Below are 25,718 nucleotides of genomic sequence, written 5' to 3'. Positions count from 1 at the left end.
TTCAGTTTCCATGCAAAGAAAAGAATACAATCTGGTGCAAATCTGTATCAACAGCTGGCGGTGAAAATGTGTAGGCCGTTGCGATACTGATAGGAGATGCGGATGTGATAGGACTCACCAATTTTTTTTACGATAGCGAGGCCCAGGCCGTTGGAGTTGGAATATCCCTGGTCGTTTTTTTTGAAGCGTTGAAATACATTGGCAGCGGGTATTTCGGGGAGACTACTGGTATTGGAAATGGTGAAGGTATTTGTTGTCAGTGTGATCTGAATATGGCCTTCGGGGTAGTTGTATTTGATGGCGTTTCCCAGGAGATTGCTGATCATAATGTCGGCCAGTGCGGGATGCAGCGGCCAGGGTGCAGTGGGTACCAGGGATGTTTCGATATTCAGTTCTTTTTCGCGGATCAGTTCTTCGAAGAGTGACAGGTATTTGGCGATGACCTGATGGAGGTCGGGACGTTCTGTAAAAGGATATTGCTGGTTCTCAATTTTCGCCAGCAGCAGCAGGTTGTGGTTGAGACGGGAGAGCCGTTGCAGTTCTTCACTGGTTTGACCGATATTTTTCAGTTGTTCTTCTGAGAGATTTTCATCCTGCAGCAGAAGTTCGAGTTTACTTTGTGTGATAGCAAGGGGTGTTTGCATTTCATGGGCAGCATCTTCCGTCAGTTCTTTCATGTTGATATAATCCTGATGGATACGGGCTGTCATCTGGTTAAGTGCTTCGTTGAGCTGGTTAAACTCATGTGTAGGAGTTTGGGGGAAGTCGGGTGTCTCCATTTTGTTGAGCTGCAGCTGCCGTATTTTATCGAGGGAGCGGTAAAAGGGGCGCCACATGTTACGGCTGATGAACCAGTTGGAAATAACTACAAAACAGAGCAGGCCACCAAAAGCGATCAGCATCACATGGATGATATTTTTCAGCAGGTCATCTTTTTCTATCATGGATTTACGCAATACCATCTGGTAATTTTGTCCGTGGATGCTGATGACCTGCGATAGTTCACGGAAGGGGGCCTGTGCATCTTCCGTTTCCTGGTAAAGATGAACGCCTTTGAGTTTATATTTTTTCTGTACTGGTTTATCGGTGGGGGTAAGTTGAAATTCCTGAGTGTTGAAGCGGAAAATGGGATTGTCGATATGGGCGGTATCGAGGTAACGGAGCCATTCCAGCTGGTCGTTGACCAGTTCTTCATCCGTTTCGTGTTTGATTTCTTTATTGAATTTATGAAAGAGGTAGAAGGCGCCGGCGGTGAATACCGGGAGCATAATAAGCAGGAAATATACGGTGGTTTTGGTGAGCAGTTTCATGCGGCGCATTCTGTTTATCCGAAACGATAGCCAGTACCGTAAACGGTTTTGATATAATCTTCTCCGCCGGCTTCGAGCATTTTTTTGCGGAGATTTTTGATATGGGTGTAGATAAAGTCGTATGATCCGGCCTGGTCGTAGGCATCGCCCCAGAGATGTCCGGCGAGGGCTGATTTGGTGACCACCCGGTGCTGATTGGCAATGAAATAGAGCAGGAGCTGATATTCCTTGCCGGTGAGGGTGATAGACTTATCGTGTACCAATACCGTTTTAGAAGAAGGGATGATGGTGATTTCGAAGAAGGTGATGCTGGTATTGCCGTCGAAGTTTTTGCGTCGTAGGAGGGCGTTGATACGGGCATTCAGTTCTGACAGGTGGAATGGTTTGGTGAGATAGTCGTCTGCACCGAGTTCCAGTCCGCCCAGTTTATCTTCCAGGGAGTCTTTGGCCGAGATGATAATGATACCGGCTTTAGACTTCAGTACTTTGAGTTCACGTATGATGTCCAGTCCGCTTCCCAGTGGCAGCCCGATATCGGCTACGATACAGTCGTATTCATAATCTGTAACCTTGTCCATGGCCTCTCTGAAATCGGCCGCCACCTCACAAATAAAGCCCTGGTGCTCCAGGTATTCGCGGATGCTGTTGCGGAGGGAAGGTTCATCTTCAATAATCAGCACTTTCATGAAACGGTGATGGGTATGATGAATGATGGTGGAAACTGTGATGTATTCGATGAATCATGATGGGATGTGGATGCTCCCGCAGCCCCAGGCTGTGATACATGATGATGCATTGGTGCACCGGCAGGCCCTTCGTGATGCAGATCGATATTTATCATGGGGCAAAAGTAGGGATTAATTCTAAAGCAATCCTGAACTGTAATGGATGTGATGTATGATGATGGGTGTGATAGATGGATGATGGAGAAAGGGGGGGCATCGTGATTTTTAAATGAGGTCTTATTTTTATTGGTTAATTAGTTATATATGTCTAATTAAATATGTCAAAAAAAGATGTTAAAACATTTTTAGGAGTAACGTATAAAATTATCATTGACGTGAAATAGTACCATTACCCATCTTACATCATGCTGAATATCGAATTGCTGAACTAATCATCCGGCCATCATGTCTTATCACAATTCATCACAGTTTATAATTAACCGGCTATCGTGTTTTATCATAATTCATTAGTGTTCATCGCGGTTTATAATCATCTGGTTATCATTCTATCATAACTCATTACTGTTCATTAGCGTTCATAATTCTCAGCATAATTCATCGTAGTTTCATTACGGTTTTAAATCCGAATGGTAATATTTATCGTTTATACTATAACAAAACGATGATGTAATCACGCGAATTGGACTTTAGGGCTAGACTATACGGGTTATGTATTAACAGGTCGTTTTGATCACAACGATAATGGAGTAACAACATTCAGACTATCCGGCGGAAAGCCAAATGCTTCGAAGCTAATGCTTTCGACTGTTTCCTACACTTTTTTGAAGAATCACTACAGGTACTGCTGTAGCGGGATGTTTATGTCATTAAAATATTGAAAACTTGAGCAACAAAGAAACCAAAGAATTGTTTGACCTGATGGATCAGGTTCCCAATGCAAAGCGGGTAGCAGAGGAGTACCGGCGTTTGATGCGGGAAGGTAAGCTGGACCCCCAAAGAGATGTTACTGATGCAGGAGCAGGATGGTTGATGGTAGAGGATGAGTTATTGCGGGATGATAATGCTAAATCGTACAACTACAAGGTGTCTGTGGTATGTGTAACGATCATCCTGCTGGGGTTGGGCTTTAGTGCATGGTGGCAGTGCCGGCATGAGAACAACCTTATCCGTCAGCTGGCGGTCAATGACCGGCCCGAAGTAACGACTGTATCCAATAGGCAGGTAATGCCTATGCCAGGTGTGGAACGTAAAAATGGTATTTATACCTTCCATGAGGCCTCTCTGCGGGATATCGGCGGTATGATCGATAAACGTTTTGAAGTCAAGGTGGTATTTGATGATCCTGCCATGTCGAAGCAGTGTTTTACCGGTAGTATGGACCCTTGCCAGTCACTCGATGCTTTTATGAACGTGGTGAAGTACAGCACTCCTGTAGATTATTATTTCAGGGGTAGTACATTGCATATTCAGCAACGGTTATCACACCGCCGTTAACAACGTAGATGCTGTAGCGTTATAGTCATGATAAGGAGGAAGCAGCATGTAATACCGTTGACAATAGTTGGTTTTTAGAAAATACGAGCGCTGAAGCGGAGTACCGCTGTACTGTTGCAGCTGCCTCATGTGCGGCGAACCGGCCATAGGACAGATTACGAATACAGTCCTGGCAACATTACAGCAGCCTTTGCTACGGTGAACCTATGTTGCGCTACGGTAAGTCCGCCGTTTCTTTAGGGATAGCCTTCAAAAATTTCTTCAACTCTTTTTCCCGTTGCCATAATTCTCTGGATGCAAGCCAGCATACAAAAGCTTCCTGGCGGCTGCCAGCCGGAATCCGGGTGTTGTGGGTTTTAAACTCATCTGCCGGAAACTGGTGGTCAGACTTCAGCAATTCTGCTGCCATATTAGGGTAGGCCTTCCTGGCTTCGAGGAACCGGGCTTTGGCCTGTTCCGGAAGATCCAGTTTGTAAAGTGCGAGGAAGGAGAAAAAAGTGGTTTCCAGCGTACGCTGAAGAGGAGACTGTTGCTGATACCATTCGAGATATTCCGCATATCTGCCGAGATATATACAACAAACGGGCAGAAGGGCAGCCACGCCGGTATCATCGTTTTTGTTGATCTTCAGCAAGTAGTTGATTTTGTCCAGTGCCCGCTCATATTGTTTCTCCTTGATGTATTCCGTGATTACCGCATGAAATGACCTGAGCAAAGGTCTGTTTTCCAGGATGCACCAGTAAACATCATCCTGATCCGGATTAAAGTACGGAGGCAGGGCTTCCATACAAACGAGGTGCGCTTTATGAACCAGCGCATTTCCTTCGATCTGGCGGCCCGTACGATTCAGTACCACCGCGAGCGACAACATGGCGTCTATGTTACAGTTACCACAGGCAAGAATAATCTTCCGGAAAATCCTTTCCGATTTCAGCAGCTGTGTATGCATGATATCCATGGCATGCAACAGCTCCTGATAATATGAGACCGTGATTTCGGGCTGATAGAACATCCATGAGCCGCCCTCTTTGATGAGATAAGGTTGACGTGGCATATCTTCCGGTTTTGTCAACAATTACATGCTACAAGAATAAGTATATTCAACATGGCAATTGTTAACCACTTCTAAACACCGGAAGTTATTTTGAAATTTTTTTTATCAGGGTTGTTCAGCCGCTACATTGCCCTGCGTATCCAGCGCCAGGAAAGGGTTGTAGGCAATTTCCCAGAGGTTATTTTCAACATCGGCGATATAACCGCTGTAACCGCCCCAGAAAACCTTTTCGGCCGGTTTCACTACTTTCACACCGGCAGCAGCGAGCTTTTCCATCAGGTCGTTCACTTCCTGCTCGGAGCCCAGATTGTAAGCCAGCGTAAATCCTTTATAGGCTGGAGTATTACCTTTCACCTGCGCATCGGCTGCCAGGGCGTCGTGCGGATAGAGGCTCAGGATGAAACCGTTCAACCGGAAAAAGACAATGGATTCCTCTGCTGCCATCGGTGTCCAGCCAAATTTAGTCTCATAAAATTCCTTCATCTTCTGAAGGTCGTTTACACCAATGGTAAGGTAAGTAAGTCGCTGATCGAGCATGGTCATCATTTTTATGCCTCAAAGATAAGTGGGCTAAGGATGACGGTGTTTGGAAAAAAACGACATTTATAAAGCGGAAGGTACACGCCCGGTATATTTGCGGATGTCGTTGGTGAGATGGGCATGATCATAATATCCATGCTCAAAGGCAATCTGCAGCAGGCTGGTGCCGGGCTTGCTGTTTCGGATATGCTGATGTACAGCCTGATAACGGACAATGTTGGCAAAAGCTTTTGGGCTGATACCGGTATGTTTCAGGAAATTACGCTCCAGCTGCCGTGGTGTCTGGTAGTGAGCGCGGGCAAGATCACTTATTCTGATAATGCCCTTATGCTGTTGTATACTGTTGATCACAGGCAGCATCTCCCTGGATGCCCGGGTATTGTGCAGCAGAAAATATTTATCCAGCACAGGCACAAAATCGTGACCAGCGCACAGCAACAGCTCCACCAGTTCCTGACCGAATTCAACACAGTTGTCTGCCAACTCCTGTAATGGAAAACGAAAGAAAGATGCAAACGCTGCCGGCTTGAACCGGATACCGATCATCCTGGCTTCTGCCGGCGGGCAGGAATCTGTATAGCGGGTCATCGTACCGATCAGATAAGCTTTTTCCGATGCCAGCATACGTGGTCCTTCCCCGGCGTTGTTGGTAACGGCCGCTCCCAGGTTACAGATGATATCTACACAACCATCGGGCAGTATGCGGCTGTGAGCCACTGCACCGGATGTATTGGTCACGGCCCAGTAGGCATCAATGTATTCCCTGAGTAAAGGATGTGGTTTGAATTGCTGGTACATTCACGATAATATGTTGCCGTAAATGTAAGAAAAAGGAGGTGTTTGTACTGTTCAAAAACGGACAACCGGTGTGCGGTTTTGAAACAGCGATATTTATGCGGGTCCGGAAGAGCCTTGCCAGTGCAGATTGCCGGCTGTGGCAGATTTATTGCAGCGGTCTGGCACAATGATTAAGATTGTTAAATGATTCCCTACTATGCTCAAAAACTATTTTAAGATCGCGTGGCGGAATATTACCCGCAACCAGGTTTTTTCTGCTATCAATATCATGGGGCTGGCTATCGGCATTGCCGCATCCCTGCTCATATTCCAGTATGTAGCATTTGAGCTGAGCTATGAAAATACCCAGACTAAAGCAGACCGTATCTACAGAGTACAGCAGGACCGTTACAACGATGGCAAACTCAGTACACAATGGGCTGCCGGTGCTTTTGCCATAGGTAATAAATTTAAAGAGGCTTTTGAAGAAGTGGAAGCTTATGTGAAACTGACTAAACGAAACGCTTCGGTACTGGAGACAGCCGGCAAAAGTGTGAAGGTGACAGAACATTATTACGCCAGCAGTGCCTATTTTGAGATATTTTCCACGCAACTTATCCAGGGAGATGCACGAACAGCACTGGTAGAGCCTAATACGGTGGTCTTGTCTGAAACCCTGGCGCATAAACTGTTTGGCAATGAAGACGCTGTAGGCAAAACACTGATGATGAATCAGGTAAGAGCATTCAAAGTGACCGGTGTATACAAAGATATGCCTGCCAATACCCATCTGAAAGCAGCAGCATTGTATTCCTATGCTACTTATGTGGATATCGTGAAACCCAGTAACCCGGAAGATGGCTGGCAATGGGATGGATGTCTTACCTACCTGCTGCTCCGCCCCGGTACCAATCCCAAGCAGCTGGAAGCGAAGATTTCTTCTCTGGTGGCTGCAGTTTACAAGGATGTGAAGGATGGCTCCAAAGCAGTATATACGCTGAAACCATTGAAGGATATTCATCTGTATTCTCATCAGATGATGGAAGCGGAGACTAACGGTAACGGCAGTACGGTATATCTGTTAATGGGCATTGCATTGTTTATTGTGGGTATTGCCTGGATCAACTATATCAACCTGGCTACAGCCAGGGCTATCAACCGTGCTGTGGAAGTGGGGGTACGTAAGGCAGTAGGTTCTCAAAGAAGCCAGCTGATAGCGCAGTTTATGGTAGAATCGCTGCTGCTGAATGCGATGGCCGTTTTACTGGCATTGTTTCTGGTCGTTTTTGCCATCCCGCTTTTTAATAGTCTTACAGGGCAGCATCTCTCTTTTTCCCTGTTAGGTGATAGCTTATTCTGGACTGTACTGGCTATACTGTTTCTAACCGGTTCTTTTCTTTCCGGGCTGTACCCGGCTTTTGTATTGTCAAACTTTAAACCGGTAACAGTGCTGAAGGGAAAGGTGATTTCTTCCCGTCAGGGAAGTACCTTGCGGAAATCGTTGGTGGTAGTACAGTTCGCGGCTTCGTTGTTTCTGTTGGTAGGAGTGCTGGCTGTTTTCCGTCAGATACAGTTTATGCGCAGCCAGCAGCTGGGTATTAGTATTGATCAAACGCTGGTATTGAATCCCCCGATCGTCGTCTCCCATGATTCTACTTTCCTCCGTAAGCAGGAGGCTTTCAAAAAACAATTATTGCAGGAGACGGCTGTTCGCAGTGTGACTGTCTCTTCGGTGGTACCGGGAGAGCCATCCGACTGGAACGCCGGAGGCATCCGATTGAAAGGCGCCGATGAAAAAGAAGGAAAACAATACCGGATTATTGGGGTGGATTATGATTATGTACCGGCCTATAGCCTGAAACTGTTGGCGGGTCGTAACTTTTCGCCTGACTTTGGTATGGATGGCAATGATGGTGCTGTGATATTCAATAAAACCGCTGTAAAACAACTGGGCTTCGATCGTCCGGAGGAAGCAGTAGGGAAGATTATTTTCTTCTGGGGAAATTACATGCGTATAGAAGGGGTGGTGGATGATTTTCATCAGCAATCGCTGCATGAGGCTTATGAACCACTGATTCTGCGGTTGATCCCGGATGTAAGAGGATACGTTTCTATCCGGGTGTCGCCCGACAATGCGAATGCGACAATAGCAGCTGTGCAACGCAGCTGGAATACTATTTTCCCTTCCAGTCCCTTTGAGTATTTTTTCCTGGACCAGCATTTTGATGAGCAGTACAGAACTGACCAGCGTTTTGGAAAAGTGTTCGGTATATTCACTGCCCTGGCTATCCTGGTGGCCTGTCTGGGCCTCTTTGGGCTGGCGTCTTTCACCATTGTACAACGCACCAAGGAAATCAGTATCCGTAAGATATTGGGAGCCTCTGTAGCGGAGATTGTGCGGCTATTGTACCGCGAGTTTGCCATGCTGATTGTGATTGCTTTTTTTGTGGCCACCCCATTGGCGTGGTTCAGTATAACACAATGGCTGAAAGGCTATGCTTTTCGTACAACCTTGTATTGGTGGTTGTTTGCGCTGCCACTAGCGCTGGTGCTGGTGATTGCATTCCTGACGGTGAGCTTCCAGAGTATCAGGGCTGCGCTGGCTAATCCGGTGGATAGTTTGCGATCAGAATAATTTGATAGGATGAGCAGGTTTCCAGGATAAAATCCGACATTTACCAACAGGTAAATAAGTGAATGTTATTCTGTTAAAACTATCTGTATCATGGAAATCATTATCAGGAAGGCTGTAAAGGAAGACCTGCCGTTATTACTTACATTCGAACAGGGGCTTATCACAGCGGAACGCCCTTTTGATCCTACTTTGCGGGATGGAGAAGTTCATTATTATGATATCGCTAAGATGATTGAAGCGGAGCATATAGAAGTGGCTGTGGCAGTGGCCGGCGATAAAATTGTGGGTTCCGGTTATGCCCGTATAGAGCCGGCCTCCAGACCTTATCTGAAACATGATAAGCATGCCTATCTGGGTTTTATGTATGTAGACCCATCCTATCGGGGCAAAGGCATCAACGGAAAGATCCTTGCTTTCCTGAAAGAATGGGCCTATCTGCAAGACATGCTGGAGCTACGCCTGAACGTATACAGCGACAATGAGGGCGCTGTAAGAGCCTATGAAAAGGCCGGCTTTAAAAGACATCTGATCGAAATGCGCATGGACCTGCGTGACGATCCTACCTATCTTGCCCAATAAAAATTACTGAGCACCGGCCAGCCTGAGCGCAAGCTCCATAGGCTGGTCTTTCTTTTCTATAGCAGCTTTTGCTGTTAATGGTACTACATAATCCGGCATGGTACCGTGCCCTTTATTTACCGTACTGTCCACCGCTGTAACATACCGTTGTAAGGGAACAGTAAGCATCATTCGGGTAGGTCGTAGTTTTACAGCCGGCATCATACCACTGTTATTGCCCTGATAACCACCGCCGGTTTCTTCTCCGATAAAAACAGCTTTGCGGTGGGCTGATAAAACAGCGGTTGCATCTGCACAAGACGACATACAAAAGCCATCTATCAGCACAAAAGTCTTACCAGTATAGGTATTCGTGGCAGGTTGTTGTGTTGCATAATAATTAAATTCTCTGGTGATCTTTGATCGCTGCCACTGATATTCTCCATTTACTAATACCGGTTTGCGGTAGAAGAGCCGGGCTATTCCCTTTATCTGTCTGGCAATGGCTGGTGTAACGGTGATGCGCTCCCAATACCGGAATGGGTTTTCAAAAAAGTGACGCGTAAAATAAACAGCGTTGCCATCGGTACCGCCGGTGTTGCCGCGCAGGTCTATAATCAGTTGGCGGATGCCTTGTTGCCGGAGTTGCAGGAAGGCACTGTCGATGAACCTGCTGAAGTGTTGTCCTGATTTTTTAATGTCGGATGCAGCAAAGGAATGGATGGTGAGGATGGCTATGTTGCCATTGATCCGGAAATCGAGTGTCCTGGTGTAGGTGGGCTCTTGGAGAAATCCACCATGGGCAATATCTATAAATCGTGTACCCTTTAACGTTATTGTTTTATTATCTGCGGTAGTGAGTATAAACGTTGTATCGGGGCTGATCATGCTTCGGTACCATAAAGGAAACTGATGATACAGGGCTTTGTATTTCAAGGTAAGATTATAACCATCAGAAGGGATTGCAGGCAGTATCTTATCCAGTATTGACAGCGTGCTTTTGCCATTGATAGCCGTCAATACTGTGCCGGGCGCAGGCTCTGGCTGACCGGAATAGTTGGCGGTAACGATAGCCTGATTGTTTTCAAACATCACTTGTAATGGCAACAGGTTGGGCTGCTGGTTCAGGTGTGATACATAAGCGTCCGGCAAGCTCAGTGCTGTATGCAGGCAACCAATCCGGGCGATGAACGGTTTTAGTTTACGGTATATGTCCGGTTCGGTAAGTGAATCAGTTGTGATGGTGGATTTCAACGAGTCCAGGTACTGATGCGTACTACTGCCGGAATGATATCGGTAATAACCGGGATGACCTTGTTCCAGTTCTTTGGCCAGATCGTTGATCATGGAAATGACAGCTGCTGCCGGGTATTTGGGAAGGCTGTCGGATGGCGGTTGTACAGGGTTTGTGAATGCGATACAGAGTGGGATTAAATGGATCATTTGTTTTATTTTAAAAATAATGCGAAGGGACGTTAAGGGTTTGTGAATTGGGAGAAATTTAAAGAACCGTATAGCCGTTAAGGTCATCATAAACTATTCACAATTGGACAGCAGTTGTGCCGAAATCGGACAATTTTTGCAAAGGCAAATATGTATATTGTTGAATATTAATATGCTATTCCCTGGCATTTGATTGGAATACCATCAAACCATGATCACTAATTATTTCCGGACAGCTGTCCGCAGTTTATGGAAACATAAAGTTTACAGTTTCCTGAATATTTTCGGGTTGATGACGGGTATTGCCTGTGCAGGCATTATTTTCTTATGGGTAGAAGATGAAGTGCAGTTTGATCATATGCATGATAAGAAGGACCACCTATACGTTGTCATACAGCACTGGCAGTATGATGGATATAAGCGTACATTCTGGTCTACACCGGGATTACTGGGGCCTACTATGCAGGCCAATTTGCCAGGCATTGCCCATACCTGCCGTACTACTGAGGGGACACAAACAGCGATGTTTAACAATGGTCAGACGGCTTACTATGCTGCAGGGATTTATGCAGACAGCACCTTGTTCAGCATGTTCACCTTTCCCTTTGTCGAAGGGAATGCCCGAACGGCCTTTACACAGCTTAATTCACTGGTGATAACGGAAAAGGCTGCACGAAAATTTTTCGGCACAGCCACCAATGTTACCGGTAAGATCCTGAGGATGGATAACAAGCAGGAGTATATGGTGACGGGTGTTGTAAAAGATATTCCACAGAATTCCACCCTGCAGTTTGAATGGGTGGTGCCTTTTCAGGTATATTTTAATCAGAACAAATGGCTGGAATCATGGGGAGCCAATGCTATCAATAACTTCGTGGAGCTACAACCGGGAGTGGACGTAGCAACTGTCAATCGCCAGCTGGCAGGTTTTGCCAAAGCGCATAATCCTCAGGGGATTACTACGCCGGTTTTATTTTCAATGAATGACTGGCGCCTGCGGGGAGAGTTTGAAGACGGGAAGCAGGTAGGTGGCCGTATTGGTTATGTGCGTTTGTTTGCGTTGATCGGTGGTATCATCATTCTTATTGCCTGCATCAACTTTATGAACCTGGCCACGGCACGCAGTGAAAAACGGTCGAAGGAAGTGGGTGTACGAAAGGTGCTGGGGGCCGGTAAAGGTAAGCTGGTGGTGCAGTTTATCAGTGAGGCCATGTTAATTGCTTTGATCGCGACACTGCTGGCTGTGTTATTAATTATAACGTTATTGCCTGTATTTAATGCAGTGGTGGGTAAAGATATTTCACCGGGATTGGGCAATACAACGCACTGGGTAGCTTTACTGCTGATAGTGGTTATTACTGGCCTTGTCGCGGGCAGTTATCCCTCCCTTTATCTTTCTTCCTTTAATCCGGTGACTGTGCTGAAAGGGTTTAAACTGCCTTCAGGTAATGCTGCATTTATCAGAAAAGGACTGGTGATATTACAATTCACTATTTCCACCGTGTTGATTATTTCCACTATCATCATTTATCAGCAGATGCAGTATGTTAAGAACCGTAAGCTGGGTTATAACAAGGACAATCTGCTGGAGATGAAGGTTACCGGTAACATGAACAAGGATTTTGATGCTATCAAACAGGACCTCATCAATACCGGTGTGGTAGAGAATGCAGCACTTTCTGATCATGCCACCATTTATGGTGGAAACAATACAGATAATTTCAGGTGGGAAGGATTACCGGATAAGAGCAGTAATCTGATTTCGGTGAGAGGTGTGACACCGGAATTTTTTGCGACTTCAGGAATGCAGTTGCAGAGTGGCCGTGATTTTCAGTTGGGAAAATCAGTAGATAGTTTTAGTGTGATCATCACTGCCTCACTGGCGAAGCTGATGGGCAAGGAAGGGCGTATAGGTGGTAACTTTCTGGTACCGGAGAATAAAACCAGGAGATACATTCCTTATCGTATTGTGGGTATTGTAAAAGACTTTGTATATGGCGATATGTACGGAAAGCCTGATCCGGTAGTGTTTTTCAAAGGTCAGCAGGATGCTGTGGTGATGTATATACGTATTGCGGCGAAGGCTGATCCGGAGCAGGCCATTGCAAAAATAGAATCGGTAATGTTGAAGGACAATCCGGATTACCCTTTTGCTTTCCGGTTTGTAGATGAGCAGTTTAACGGGATGTTCAGCAGTGAGATGCTGATCAGCAGGTTATCGCGTTTGTTTGCCGGACTGGCTATTGTGATTTCCTGTCTGGGTTTGTTTGGGCTGGCTGCTTATACTGCAGAACGCAGGACCAGGGAGATTGGTATCCGCAAGGTGCTGGGCGCCAGTGTGACGGGTATAGCCCGGCTGTTATCTGCGGAGTTTCTGCAGCTGGTATTGGTGTCGGTAGTTATTGCGTTTCCGTTGGCCTGGTGGATCATGTCTGGTTGGCTGGACGGTTATGCTTATCGTATTGCTATCCACTGGTGGGTATTTCTGCTGGCAGGTGGGGCTGCCGTGCTGATTGCGCTGGCGACGATTAGTTACCAGGCTGTCAGGACAGCCCTGATGAATCCTGTCAGGAGCTTAAGGCGGGAGTAGTTTTCATGATATGTTTGCGATGTTGCTGGCCCCAGTCCATGATGGACAAGACAATCGTTTCCAGTGATTTACCATAGGGCGTTATCTCGTATTGGACGGTGACGGGTTTGGTGCGGCATACGGTACGTTTCACCAGCTGATTCATTTCCAGGATCTGCAGCTGACGGGTCAGCATTTTAGCGCCAATGCCCTGCAGATGGCGTTGCAGCTCCGTAAAGCGTTTGGGGCCGAGGCAACATAGTGTGGCAATAATCAGTACATTCCATTTGCCTTGCAGGATGTCCATAGCATCATGCAGGGCTTTTACTTTGCCTTTATAATCGCATTGAGCGGGTTGAGAAATAAGTGTTTTCATCCTAATCAGAATATGCTGTAAAAATAGTGCAAATAAGTGCAGTGGGGTATTTAACGGATAAAATATTACTTTTATGTATTGTTATTAAAAAATACCGAAAATGACCCGTACCTATCTGTTCCTGTCTGCGTTTCTGGCCGTAATGGCTGTTTCCTGCTCCAAAGAGCCTATGGCTGGCCCCGATCCTGATCCTGAAACAACAACACCAACTTCTCCAGGTGCCAATCCTTCCAACAAGCTGGTAGGTGTGTGGAAAAACGCTGGTGTAAGAGTGATCGGGCAATCTATTGCTGAAATGAATCTATCGGGGGATGCGATGAGAAGTGTTACTGAAATAAACTATACATCATTCAATAACAAAGGGACTGTTACCTTTGATGAAACAACAACAACATCCAGTAATATCAGTTATTCGATAGATACCAAATTAAAAATACGTTCTTATACCAATGGGATACTTGATGCCAATGAAGAGCTGCCATGGAAGATAGATATGCCTGCCTCAAATGGTAAAGGCCAATATAAACTGATAGGTACTGATTCCATGTATACAGACAATGGTGTTAGTTCTATGGTTGGTTCGGATGGTAAGCCACTTACCAGTGTTCCCGCTACCTTTAAAATTTCCTGGTCTGGCGACACGCTGATCTTAGTGGCGCATTCCATTATTGATAAGACCCAGCAGGAGTATGGTATTACACAGTTGGTCCACTACGATTTTTATCATGAGACAAAACTGACTAGAAAATAGCAGTGGTTATTCTGTCCGCAGACTTTTCACCGGATTTGCAATAGCGGCTTTGATGGTTTGGAAACTGATCATCAGTAAGGCGATCAGCAGTACAATCAGACCCGCTATTGCAAATATCCACCAGTGCAGGGTGGTGCTGTAGGCGTAGTTGCTATGCCACTGATGCATTACATACCAGGCCAGCGGACTGGCAATCACCATCGATATCAATATCAATCCAAGATAATTGAAGGACAGTAAGCGGAATATAGCCCCCATACTGGCCCCCAGCACTTTCCGGATACCTATTTCGCGGATACGCTGTTCAGCCGTAAACATCGTTAGTCCCAATAACCCCAAACAGGCAATAATAATGGCTAGCCCAGCAAACAACCCTGATAGTTTTCCTACAATTATTTCACTGACATACTGTTTGTTATAATCATCATCAACAAACCTGTAACTGAAAGGAAAAGAAGGATTCAGCTGCTTACATAATGCAGTGATGGTTTTTAACGCCGCTTCGGTTTGTCCAAGCTGTATACGGATCAGCATGTTGCTGTTATGTTTCAGTTCTGGTACGATGATCATGGGTTGTATCAGTTCGTGCAGGGATTTGTACAGTGTTGTTCATTTCCAGGACGGGTCAGGGCGCTCTAATGAATTTCTAATTTTTTTCTAAAGAACTTCTAACCATTCTCTTAACGGGGCTGTTTTAATTTTGTTGGTGTCAACAAACTTGTATCATATGGACTCAGGACCCGGAACCACCGGTTACAGAAGCTGAGGTGTCCTTCTTCCCGGGCCGCCTTAGCTGACCATTAAATTCTTTACGACAATGATTAAAACAGCAGCAGGCAGAATCAGGCGGCATATCCCCTTTACCACACAGGTAACAGCAGACGGATTTAATATTATTGCAGCCAAAAAGCTCCGCCACGTGGCCAGGAGCGATAGGGCTACCAGTATGGGTATACTGGACAGCCAGGAAGGTGGGCTTACAGAAAGCCAGGTACAAACCAAACAAAAACTCTTTGGTCTTAATGAAGTCACGCATATCAAGTCACCGGCCTGGTATAGGCAGCTGTTGCAGGCTTTCATTAATCCCTTTATCGGCGTACTGATCGTGATCGCCATCATATCCCTCATCATGGACGTGTTTTTGGCCGCTCCCGGCGACCGTGACTATAAGACCGTGATGGTGGTGGGTGTCATGGTGGTACTCAGCTCAGTATTGCGTTTCTGGCAGGAATACCGCAGCAACAGGGCCGCAGAAAAACTGCAGAGCATGGTAAAAACTACCGCGCTGGTATTAAGACATGCCACCGGCAGTCAGGAGATCCCGATCCGGGAGATAGTACCAGGCGATATTTTCCAGCTATCTGCCGGCGATATGATACCTGCAGATTGCCGGGTGTTACAATCCAAAGATCTGTTTGTAAGCCAGGCCATGCTTAGCGGAGAGGCTCTTCCCCTGGAAAAGCAGGAGTTCAGTATTGCAGACGCCGAAAGACGCATGCCCTTTGAACTGGAAAATATCTGTTACATGGGTACCAACGTAGTCAGTGGCGCCGCTACCGCTATCGCTATTAATACCGGCGACCAGACCTATTTCGGTTCCTTCAGTAAAACACTCACCGGCAAAAGAGCTGAAACCAGCTTCGATAAAGGTGTTAACAGCGTCAGCTGGCTGCTGATCCGATTTATGCTGGTGATGGTACCACTCATTTTTGTGATCAATGGCATGGTAAAACACGACTGGATAGAAGCACTGCTTTTTGCTATAGCCGTTGCCGTTGGACTGACACCCGAAATGCTGCCCATGATCGTAACTGCTAACCTCGCCAAAGGAGCAGTAAGCATGAGCAAAAGAAAAGTGATCGTAAAAAGACTCAACGCTATCCAGAACATCGGTGCCATGGATATTTTGTGCACCGACAAAACCGGCACGCTTACTATTGATAAAATTGTACTGGAAAGACATCTTAACGTATTGGGCGAAGAAGATGAAGAAGTGCTGAAATGGGCTTATCTCAACAGTTATCACCAGACCGGGTTGAAAAACCTGCTGGACCAGGCTGTACTGGAACATGTGGAAGTACATGAGCATCTGCAGGCAGATGATCGTTTTACCAAAATAGATGAAATACCATTCGACTTTCAGCGCCGCCGTATGTCTGTCATCCTGCAGCAACGCGATGGCAAGCACCTGCTGATCTGCAAAGGTGCGGTAGAAGAAATGCTGGCCCTTTGTTCATATGCTTTTAACCCCGGAGAAGACAAAGAACTGCACATTGAGAATGATAAGGTGATGGTGTTGGATGAAGCTATGCGCCGGTACATTCTCAATGTTTCCCGCAAGCTGAATGAAGAAGGTCTGCGGGTACTACTGGTAGCTATCAAGGAGTTTGACAGCCGGGCACTGACTTACGGAGTAGCCGATGAATGCGATATGATACTGACAGGATTTATTGGTTTCCTGGACCCTGCCAAACCATCTGCAAAGCCTTCCATTGAAGCGCTGCATCAACTGGGCGTATCGCTGAAAGTGCTGACCGGTGACAACGAGATCGTTACAAAAAAAATATGTCGCGACGTAGGTATCCCCATCAATAATATTTTGCTGGGTCCTCAACTTGATAGCATCTCTGATGCAGAGCTGACACGCGAAATAGACAACATCAGCATCTTTGCCAAACTGAGCCCGGTGCAGAAAACCCGTGTGGTGAAAGTATTGCAGGCGAAAGGTCACACTGTTGGTTTTATGGGAGATGGTATTAATGATGCGGCCGCCCTGCGCGAAGCAGATGTGGGAATTTCCGTAGACACCGCCACCGATATAGCCAAGGAAAGTGCTGATATTATTCTGCTGGAAAAAGACCTGACTGTTTTACGCAAAGGTGTGATTTATGGCAGAAGAACTTTCGGCAATATCATCAAGTATATCAAAATGACGGCCAGCAGCAATTTCGGGAATATGTTCAGTATGCTGGGAGCGAGCGCTTTCCTGCCTTTCCTGCCAATGCTGCCTATTCAGTTGCTGGTGCAGAACCTGTTGTACGATATCTCCCAGATATCCATTCCCTGGGACCGTATGGACAAGGAATACATTGATGAGCCTAAAAAGTGGGATGCGTCCGGTATTGCGCGGTTCATGGTTTTTATAGGACCTATCAGTTCTGTTTTTGACTATGCGACATTTGCCTTGTTATATTATTTTTTCAAAGCCAACGCACCGGAGCATCAGGCTTTTTTCCAGAGTGGCTGGTTTATAGAAGGATTGTTATCACAGACACTGATCGTGCATATGATCCGTACCCGGAAGATTCCGTTTTTACAAAGCTGGGCCACCGCGCCGGTGCTGGCACTGACTACACTGGTGATGGCCTTCGGTATACTGCTGCCGTTTTCTCCACTGGCTGGCGCACTGCGGATGCAACCCTTGCCTATGCAGTATTTTCCTTTCCTGATTGGAATACTTGTCAGCTATTGTGTGTTAACCCAGCTGGTGAAGAACTGGTTCATCCGGCGTTTTCACAACTGGTTGTAAGGAACACGTGTGGAGTAGGGGATCACCCTACTTCACACCATTTGCCGGATTCCAGGATCCCTGTTGTTTACGAATATATAAGATCTGCCCGGTTAATTTTCTCATAAAAGTGATTGATTTTGGTGTTTGTTTACCCGGCTAATTTGAATCATTCGCCTATATCCGGAAGGAAAAAGATATGAACGGAAGATGCTGCTAGCCGAAGGAGGCAACAATTCGCTTTTGCAAGGCGTTACAATAAATGAGAACCTCTTCAAAGAATCCGATAAATGGTTTGTTATGGAACTTTTGAAATGGTCTGAACGTCATTTTCAGTTTGGGTATACTCCCGCTTACATTCCTTTTTTTATCGAGCGTCTGCGCGCCACAGCACCCCGGCTGGACGAAATGACCGTACTGGTATCAGAGGACCTGATGGAGATCCGGGAGGGCGGCAAATGGTCTGTGAAAGAACATATCGGGCATCTGTCCGATATAGAAATTCTGCATGACAGCAGACTCGAGGATTTGCAGTCAGGACATGAACTGCGCCCGGGAGATCCTGATAACAAAGCCACCTGGGCCGCCCATTACAATCAGTATCCTATCAATGAAATGATATATCACTTCCGCCAGCTCAGAGATAATTTTATCAAAAGAGTAGAACATTTTCCAGTGGCAGTACTGGAGAAAAAATCCCTGCATCCCCGATTGGGACAGGAACTTTCGCTGGCCGATTTCCTGTACTTTGTTGCAGAGCATGATAATCATCATCTTACTTTTATTGCTGCGTTGTTGCGTCCGTATTTACCGTGATCCCAGGGCTGAAGCCCTGGGCTATATTTGTTGTGATCTAAGACGGTGTGTTTGGGTTTAAGGTGGGGTATTGGCTTTGGGGTTTTGAGAGATGTTTGCTTTTAGGACTATTATGTGCTGAAGCCCTGGGCTATATACGATTATAGCCCAGGGCTTCAGCCCTGGGATTGTGGATGATGCCGGTATCATTTTGTTGTTTTCTGACGCAATTTTCACTTGTTTCTGTTTGGTTGGGCCATGATGGCTGTTGTTAATGATATACCCCAAAAGTGTGGGGTGAATTAATTGCTAATTTTCCCTATTTTGTTTGCACAACCAAAACATACCAACCGGGATTTTAATAGTGAAATATGGGGAAAATGGAGCGATATACAGATGATGAGTTGTTAGCGCTTCTCAGGGAAGAAAGTACTGCTGCTTTTGTAGAGATCTATCAGCGTTATTGGCGGGGGCTTTATACGGCTGCTTCTAGGCGGGTGAAATCCAGAGAGCTGGCGGAAGAGATGATACAGGACCTGTTCACCGGTTTGTGGATGAACCGTTCGCTATTACAGGTTAATGTATCCTTGCAGGCTTATCTGTATACTTCGATCCGCAATCAGGTGCTGAATCATTTTGAAAAAGAAGATGTACGCAAAAGATACCGTGAACAATTGAAAGCCACCGCTACCGAACAAGATCATTCCATGGAAGAAGCTATCAACAGCAACGACCTATCCGGATTGCTCGCCAGACAGGTAGCCAGACTCCCCTCCAAATGCCGGGAAGTATATCTGATGAGCCGGCAACAACATATTCCTAACAGAGAGATTGCTGCACGGATGCAGATCTCTGAGAAAACAGTAGAAAGCCATCTCACAAAGGCTTTGAAGATACTAAAAGGGCAGTTGAAAGATGCCCTTGTAAGCCTTTTTCTGTAATTGTTTTTTCTCCTTAAAAAAAATATTTTCGTCAGCACTCAGGGTTCTTTCTTACTTACCTGTCTATCTCTATAAGGGCATGTATGATAGTACGTGTACCTGTAAACGTTATGAAAGAAATCAATATTCCACCACCAGAACTGATCCGGAAATACCTGGATGGGCAATGTACCGATGCAGAAGCCTTGCAGATACAGCAATGGTATGCCTCTTTTGAAGGAGCTGCAGATCCGTTGCAGGAGCTGTCGGCGGAAGAGCAGACCGCCCTGGGGCAGCGGATGCTGGACCAGGTTTTGCAGCAAACGGGCCAGCCGTCCGTACCCGGAAAACACCTGAAAGTATTGTACCGTGTACTGCAAGCCGCCGCTGTGGTGCTCGTACTGTGGGGAGCCGGTTACTACTGGTTTTCCAAAGATCGCGGTACTCCTGCTGGTCAACCTCCTATGCAGGCAATTTCCAACACATCCACCAACATCCGGCAGTATCAGTTGTCTGACGGTACCATTGTATGGCTCAAGCCAGGCGCACGTTTGTTGTATGCCGATGATTTTGGCAGCAAACATCGTCGTGTATCCATGACCGGAGAGGTATTCTTCGACGTGGCCACCCGGTCTTCCCTGCCTTTTACAGTGGAAGCTGGAGAGCTGACAACACGCGTGTTGGGCACCAGCTTCAGTGTAAAGATGCAGGGTAATCGTACAGAGGTGACCGTTATTACCGGTAAAGTGGCGGTGGAAGATCCGGCAACAGAAAAAACGACAGCCGTTTTGCAACCGGCACAACGTATTACCTATGATGGCAGCCGTATCGTCAGAGACAGTCTTTCACTGACTACACCCAGTATCTGGGAAGGTAGTCACCTGAACTTTGATAACGTAGAAGTATACACGATTATCCAGGCACTCAACGAAAGATTTGCAGTAGATATCGCTGTCAGTGATACTTCTCTGGCCCATTATTTCCTGAAAGCAGATTTTACAGGTATGCACCTCGCTGCTATACTGGAGATGCTGGAGAAGTCGCTGGATGCCCACTATGAGATCAAAGGAAACAGCATCATACTGGAAAAGAACCAGGCAAATTCCCGTGATATGAAAAAATAAAAAGCCTTCTCATAAAAAAAGCCCAGGAGTGGTACCAGCACTCCTGAGCTAACACTGAATCGCCTGTTTACAGGCGATAACAGCTTTTGCTTTGTCCCATTTAAAGGAAAATGAAACAATTAAAACTATGAAATTTCATTTACAATTTCTTTTAAGACTACATCCGGTTATGAAAATAACTATAAGCCAACTGTTTCTTTCACTTGTATTGACGGGAGTGACCTATGCCGGCAGCACGAAAGGACAATCGGTACTGGACAAAACCGTGAACCTGTCTGCCCAAAGCAGTAGCCTGGAAGATATGCTGACAGCACTCGAACATATTGTGCCGGTGAAATTTGTATACAGCCGCAATATCGTGCCCGCCAGCAAACAGGTGACTATAGAAGGGCGCCAGTGGAAGCTGGCATCGTTGCTTAATAAAATGCTGACACCGGAAGGTATCGGTTATGAAATGTCCAACGGGATGATCGTGTTGTCCAGGCTAAAACCGGGTGAGGCACTACCGGGAAGTATGCCGGCCACCTCGCCACCAGGACCAGAACCCCTGACAGCAGTGCCGCCGGGCCATATCATAAAAGGTACCGTCACCGATGCCAAAGGAGAAGGTTTACCCGGCGTAGCCGTGATCCTGAAAGGCAGTACCAAAGGTGTGCTCACCGATCCTACCGGCCACTATCAGCTGGAGATAGCTGATAACACCGGCACCCTGGTGTTTAAACTGATTGGGTATATAACACAGGAAGTGCCGGTAGCAGCGGCGAACAATGTCCACATCAAAATGGAGCTGGCAGCCACCGATATGAATGAGGTCGTAGTAGTAGGTTATGGTACCCAGAAAAAAACAAGTATCACCGGCGCAGTAGCCACTGTAAATACCAAAGAACTGAAACAGGCTCCTACCTCCAACCTGAGCAATGCCCTGGTAGGTCTGATGCCTGGCCTGATTGCACAGAATACCAGCGGTAAGCCCGGTGCAGGTTCCAGCATCTCTATCCGTGGTAAAAGTACCTGGGGTAACAATGATGCGTTGATTGTAGTGGACGGTGTAGTACGGCCTTTTGATCAGCTGGACCCTAACGAAGTGGAAAGTGTGACCATCCTCAAAGATGCCGCTGCAGCCGCCGTATACGGCGCCCGTGCGGCCAACGGAGTTGTATTGGTAACCACCCGCCGCGGACATACCGGTAAACCGAAGTTCAACTACTCCGGTTATGCAGGCATACAACAACCTACCCGCTATCCTAAACTGATGTCGGCTTATGAATACGCGCAAACCAACAATGCCGCCCGTATCAATGCAGGCCAGGATCCCAGCAAACCGCAGTTCGCTCCGCTGTTCTATACAGCAGATCAAATGGCCGACTTCCAGAGCGGTAAAGTAGGTACCGACTGGTATGCCGCCTCTTTCCGCAAAACATCGCTGCAAACACAACACAATCTCACCATCGATGGCGGCTCAGAAAACATCAAATACTTTTTCTCCGGCGGCTACCTGAGCCAGGACGGCATGTATAACAATATTTCGTATAACCGTTACAGTTTCCGCTCCAACGTAGATGCAAGGATCAACAAAACCCTTACCATTACTGTAGACATCGATGGCCGTATCGGTAAAAACCGCAGTCCCGAATTTACTGATGCCACCATCTTCGGGCATGTGATCCGCCAGAAACCTGTTTTCAACGCCTATAACCCCGACGGCACACCGAAAAATACTACCGGTGAACATCCTGTGGAAGAAATCAACAGCAAAGGTTATATGCGCAATGACCTCAGCACTTTCTTCGGTACCATCAGCTTCAAACAAGACCTGAATGTCATCACCAAAGGCCTGAATATTACCGGTAGATACAACTACAACAAAAACAATAATTTCAGAAAAGAATTCGATGTGCCGTACACCATGTACGATCTCGATGCCAACGGTAAAGTGATTTCCACTAAAACAGTAGGTAAGAATCTCACTAAAACAGAGTTGTCACAAGCCATGGAACAAAACAGTGGTTCTACTGTAAACCTGGCACTTAACTATGCACGCAGCTTCGGAAGACATAACCTCAGCGGTTTGTTGCTGTACGAACAATTTACTTCCGTGGCAGATACCTTCAACGCCTACCGTACCAACTATCCCAGCATCCTCGTAGACCAGCTGGGTGCCGGTGGTGCCATCGACCGTAATAACGACGGATATGCCGCCGAAACAGGCCGCAGAAGTTATGTAGGCAGGGTTAGTTATGACTATGATGCGCGTTATCTGCTGGAAGCTTCTTTCCGTTATGATGGCTCAGCCAACTTCCCGAAAGGACGCCGCTATGGCTTGTTTCCCGCGGTATCCGCCGGCTGGCGCATTTCTGAGGAAAACTTCTTTAAAAATTCCAATGCATTACGTTTTGTGGATAACCTGAAGCTGCGCGCTTCTTATGGCGTACTCGGCAACGACAGGGTACCCAACTTCCAGTATAATGACTACTATACTTTCGACAAACCAGCTGTATTCGACGGTAAGGTAGACCAGTCAGTTATCTATGGTCCTTATCCCAATCTCAACATCACCTGGGAAAAAGCAAAGACAACAGATATCGGTCTGGAAGCTTTGCTGTTCAAAGGAAAGCTCGGATTTGAAGCTGACTATTTCTACAAACGTACTTCTGATATCCTGCGTCCGCGCACCGCTTCCGTGCCTGGCACCTTCGGCCGCCAGCTGCCTGATGAAAACTATGCTGTAGTAGATAACACCGGTTTTGAAGTATCCGTGAACCACCGCGGTACCATCGGAAAACTCAATTATTTCATCAAGGCCAATGGCTCTTATGCACACAACACCGTGATTGTGCTGGATGAAGGAGACAATACACCATTCTATAGAAAACGTAAAGGCAAACCTATCGACTACATTTACGGCCTTCGCTCAGATGGTTTGTTCCAGTCGGCCAAAGAGGTATACAACTCGCCGGTGCAATATGCCAAAAACACCGCGCAGCCGGGCGATATCAAATACCTGGACCTCAACGGCGATGGTATTGTGGATGATTACGACATGACCGTTCTTTCCTACGATGGCACCACGCCCAAGGTTATACTGGGCCTGTATATCAGCGCAGACTGGAAAGGCTTCGACCTCGGCATGCTTTTTCAGGGTGCCTTCAAAAGCAACATGATGCTCAGCGGCACCGGCCGCAATATGTTTGATAATGGTGGCAACTCCAACAGCTTCGCTTACCTGCTGGACTACTGGACACCTGATAATCCCGGTGCTGCCTATCCACGTGCTTACCTCGACCGTAATTCCAACAACGACCGTGATTCAGATTTCTGGTTGAAAAAAACAGGGTATGTGCGCCTGAAATCCTTTGAACTGGGTTATACCATTCCGAAACAACTGTTGCGTGGCATAGAACGGTTACGTATATACGCTTCCGGTCTGAACGTATTCACCATCGACCAGTTCAAACTGTTCGATCCGGAATCCACGGCAGGTAAAGGAAACTATTATCCTCAACAAAAGAACTACAACATCGGTGTAAATCTAACCTTCTAATAACAGCATAATGAAACAGACGCTTTATATAACAGGATGCCTGCTGCTGACACTGGCATTTTTCTCCTGCTCCAATGTGCTGGAAAAAGAGAACCTCAACAGTGTAGACAAAGAAGCCATCTGGACCGATCCTAATCTGGTAAGGCTTTTCCTGAATAATATCTATGCCAACAGGCCGGGCTTTGATAATGCCAACCCGCCTATTGTAGATAATATCTGTGATGAAACCAGGATAGGCGCCAGTACCGGCAATCCATTTAATATCCTGGCCGGTGTATGGACACCTTCCTCCGGCTATTTTGATTACTGGGCTTATGATGATGTACGCAAAGCCAATGAGTTCATAGAAGGATTACAACAGAAATCCACTATCAGTGAAGACCTGAAGAAACAGTATCTGGGAGAAGCCAAATTTCTGCGGGCTATCACTTATTTCGACATGGTAAAACGATATGGCGGTGTACCGATTATTACTGCTCCGCAGAAGTTGACCGATGATCTGGCTGTCAAAAGAAATACAGTAGATGAATGTTATCAGTTTATTGTAAAGGAGTGTGAAGAGGCCGCTGCATTGTTGCCGGAAAAGGGAAAGACCGCCAGCGGTCGTGCTACCAAAGGCGCTGCCATGGCTCTGAAAGCCCGTGCTTTGTTATTCTACGCCAGTCAGCTTTATAATACCACCAATGATAAAACCAGGTGGGAAGCTGCGGCTAAGGCGGCACAGGATGTAATAGACCTGAAAGCCTATTCGTTGTATCCTGATGTGCGCCGGATCATGCTGGACAAAAGCAACCAGGAAGTAATCTTTGAAGTACAGTACAGCAAACCCGATAAGGAACATGGCTGGGATGCGCAGGCCAAACCGCTGTCTATTGCCAATGGTATAGGTCCTAAACGTTGCCCTTTGCAGGAGCTCGTAGATGCGTTCCCGATGGCCAATGGTAAAAGTATTTTTCAGGCGGGTTCCGGTTATGATCCCAACGATCCCTATACCGGCAGAGATAAAAGATTTTATGCCACCATTGTGTATAACGGCTCCGAATATTGCGGCAGAACGCAGTATACACATATCAAAGACAGTCTGAATGGTCTGGGCTTTAGTTTCTGTACTACCACCGGTTATTATCAGCGTAAAGGAGTGGATGAAACCAACAAGGGGTACAGCTCCGGAAAAGGCAGCGACCAGAACTGGATTGAAATAAGGTATGCAGAGATATTACTTAGTTATGCAGAAGCAAGGAATGAAGCTTCCGGGCCTGATAACTCCGTACTGGGTGCGCTTAACGAACTACGTGCCCGTGCCGGTATTAATGTTCCGCTGGGAACTGACATACAGCAGGATTCCATGCGTACCCTGATCCGTAATGAAAGATATGTGGAGCTGTGTTATGAAATGAAACGTTATTGGGACCTGCGCCGTTGGAAGATTGCAGAGAGGCCCGATGTGCTGAATGGTCGTCGTTATACCGGCATGAAGATCACGCCGGTAGGCAATGGCTGGAAATACGAACGTATTGTAGTAGATCCTAAAAACAGTGTATTTACGCCCAATATGTACTATATGCCGATACCGTTCAATGAACTGTTAAAGAATGGTAACCTCACCCAGAATTCGGGCTGGTAATTATTTGTTCCAA

At 46.5% G+C, this 25,718-nt stretch carries 19 protein-coding genes; 11 read left to right on the top strand and 8 right to left on the bottom strand.

Annotated features, from left to right (window positions below; all coding sequences use genetic code 11):
• Positions 1-47: 47 nt before the first annotated feature.
• Positions 48-1,310, bottom strand: coding sequence for a sensor histidine kinase (locus DF182_RS04405; protein WP_161964049.1), 1,263 nt, complete (start codon positions 1,308-1,310; stop codon positions 48-50).
• Positions 1,311-1,324: 14 nt separating this feature from the next.
• Positions 1,325-1,996: a response regulator transcription factor gene (locus DF182_RS04400; RefSeq protein WP_113614453.1), complete on the bottom strand. Its 672-nt coding sequence runs from the start codon at positions 1,994-1,996 to the stop codon at positions 1,325-1,327.
• Between the two features lie 882 nt (positions 1,997-2,878).
• On the opposite strand from DF182_RS04400, the gene DF182_RS04395 reads away from it, so the two are divergent.
• On the top strand, positions 2,879-3,490 hold the full coding sequence (locus DF182_RS04395) for a DUF4974 domain-containing protein (RefSeq protein WP_113614452.1): 612 nt from the start codon (positions 2,879-2,881) through the stop codon (positions 3,488-3,490).
• A gap of 214 nt (positions 3,491-3,704) precedes the next feature.
• On the opposite strand, the gene DF182_RS04390 is transcribed toward DF182_RS04395, so the two are convergent.
• The 3 genes from DF182_RS04390 to DF182_RS04380 form a co-directional block, all read right to left on the bottom strand.
• On the bottom strand, positions 3,705-4,544 hold the full coding sequence (locus DF182_RS04390) for a hypothetical protein (RefSeq protein WP_113614451.1): 840 nt from the start codon (positions 4,542-4,544) through the stop codon (positions 3,705-3,707).
• 105 nt (positions 4,545-4,649) lie between these two features.
• Complete coding sequence (locus DF182_RS04385) at positions 4,650-5,081, bottom strand: VOC family protein (RefSeq protein ID WP_113616773.1); 432 nt, start codon at positions 5,079-5,081, stop codon at positions 4,650-4,652.
• Positions 5,082-5,147: 66 nt separating this feature from the next.
• On the bottom strand, positions 5,148-5,882 hold the full coding sequence (locus DF182_RS04380) for a helix-turn-helix transcriptional regulator (RefSeq protein ID WP_113614450.1): 735 nt from the start codon (positions 5,880-5,882) through the stop codon (positions 5,148-5,150).
• Between the two features lie 196 nt (positions 5,883-6,078).
• Between DF182_RS04380 and DF182_RS04375 the strand changes: the two genes are divergently transcribed.
• Positions 6,079-8,496, top strand: coding sequence for an ABC transporter permease (locus DF182_RS04375; RefSeq protein WP_113614449.1), 2,418 nt, complete (start codon positions 6,079-6,081; stop codon positions 8,494-8,496).
• Between the two features lie 90 nt (positions 8,497-8,586).
• Entirely contained in the window at positions 8,587-9,075 is a 489-nt protein-coding gene (locus tag DF182_RS04370; RefSeq protein ID WP_113614448.1) for a GNAT family N-acetyltransferase, read from the top strand.
• Between the two features lie 3 nt (positions 9,076-9,078).
• Here DF182_RS04370 and DF182_RS04365 read toward each other — a convergent pair whose 3' ends face one another.
• On the bottom strand, positions 9,079-10,497 hold the full coding sequence (locus DF182_RS04365) for a S41 family peptidase (RefSeq protein ID WP_161964048.1): 1,419 nt from the start codon (positions 10,495-10,497) through the stop codon (positions 9,079-9,081).
• A 211-nt stretch (positions 10,498-10,708) separates the two neighbouring features.
• Here DF182_RS04365 and DF182_RS04360 point away from each other — a divergent pair, with 211 nt between their 5' ends.
• The gene (locus DF182_RS04360; RefSeq protein ID WP_113614446.1) at positions 10,709-13,087 is read left to right on the top strand and encodes an ABC transporter permease; all 2,379 of its coding nucleotides are present in this window, start codon (positions 10,709-10,711) and stop codon (positions 13,085-13,087) included.
• Here the strand turns inward: DF182_RS04360 and DF182_RS04355 are convergent.
• Positions 13,065-13,442: a winged helix-turn-helix transcriptional regulator gene (locus DF182_RS04355; RefSeq protein WP_113614445.1), complete on the bottom strand. Its 378-nt coding sequence runs from the start codon at positions 13,440-13,442 to the stop codon at positions 13,065-13,067. The two genes, DF182_RS04360 and DF182_RS04355, sit on opposite strands and share 23 nt — an antisense overlap.
• 100 nt (positions 13,443-13,542) lie before the next feature.
• Between DF182_RS04355 and DF182_RS04350 the strand changes: the two genes are divergently transcribed.
• On the top strand, positions 13,543-14,193 hold the full coding sequence (locus DF182_RS04350) for a hypothetical protein (protein WP_113614444.1): 651 nt from the start codon (positions 13,543-13,545) through the stop codon (positions 14,191-14,193).
• Between the two features lie 6 nt (positions 14,194-14,199).
• On the opposite strand, the gene DF182_RS04345 is transcribed toward DF182_RS04350, so the two are convergent.
• On the bottom strand, positions 14,200-14,763 hold the full coding sequence (locus DF182_RS04345) for an ABC transporter permease (protein WP_113614443.1): 564 nt from the start codon (positions 14,761-14,763) through the stop codon (positions 14,200-14,202).
• Between the two features lie 247 nt (positions 14,764-15,010).
• On the opposite strand from DF182_RS04345, the gene mgtA reads away from it, so the two are divergent.
• The 6 genes from mgtA to DF182_RS04315 all read left to right on the top strand — a co-directional run bounded on the left by mgtA (position 15,011) and on the right by DF182_RS04315 (position 25,705).
• Entirely contained in the window at positions 15,011-17,722 is a 2,712-nt protein-coding gene (gene mgtA, locus DF182_RS04340; protein WP_113614442.1) for a magnesium-translocating P-type ATPase, read from the top strand.
• Between the two features lie 279 nt (positions 17,723-18,001).
• Complete coding sequence (locus DF182_RS04335) at positions 18,002-18,517, top strand: DinB family protein (RefSeq protein WP_161964047.1); 516 nt, start codon at positions 18,002-18,004, stop codon at positions 18,515-18,517.
• Between the two features lie 359 nt (positions 18,518-18,876).
• The gene (locus DF182_RS04330) at positions 18,877-19,437 is read left to right on the top strand and encodes an RNA polymerase sigma-70 factor (RefSeq protein WP_161964046.1); all 561 of its coding nucleotides are present in this window, start codon (positions 18,877-18,879) and stop codon (positions 19,435-19,437) included.
• 83 nt (positions 19,438-19,520) lie between these two features.
• Positions 19,521-20,540 (top strand): FecR family protein, encoded by a 1,020-nt coding sequence (locus DF182_RS04325; RefSeq protein ID WP_113614439.1) that lies wholly within the window; start codon positions 19,521-19,523, stop codon positions 20,538-20,540.
• A gap of 169 nt (positions 20,541-20,709) precedes the next feature.
• Positions 20,710-24,081, top strand: a complete 3,372-nt coding sequence (locus tag DF182_RS04320; RefSeq protein ID WP_161964045.1) for a SusC/RagA family TonB-linked outer membrane protein — start codon at positions 20,710-20,712, stop codon at positions 24,079-24,081.
• 10 nt (positions 24,082-24,091) lie between these two features.
• The gene (locus tag DF182_RS04315; protein WP_113614437.1) at positions 24,092-25,705 is read left to right on the top strand and encodes a RagB/SusD family nutrient uptake outer membrane protein; all 1,614 of its coding nucleotides are present in this window, start codon (positions 24,092-24,094) and stop codon (positions 25,703-25,705) included.
• Positions 25,706-25,718: the final 13 nt, after the last annotated feature.

It is taken from the genome of Chitinophaga flava (assembly GCF_003308995.1).
GTDB classification, from domain to species: Bacteria; Bacteroidota; Bacteroidia; order Chitinophagales; family Chitinophagaceae; genus Chitinophaga; species Chitinophaga flava.
The sequence above is the reverse complement of the archived record's forward strand: the minus strand, read 5'-3'. Positions and strand labels throughout refer to the sequence as shown.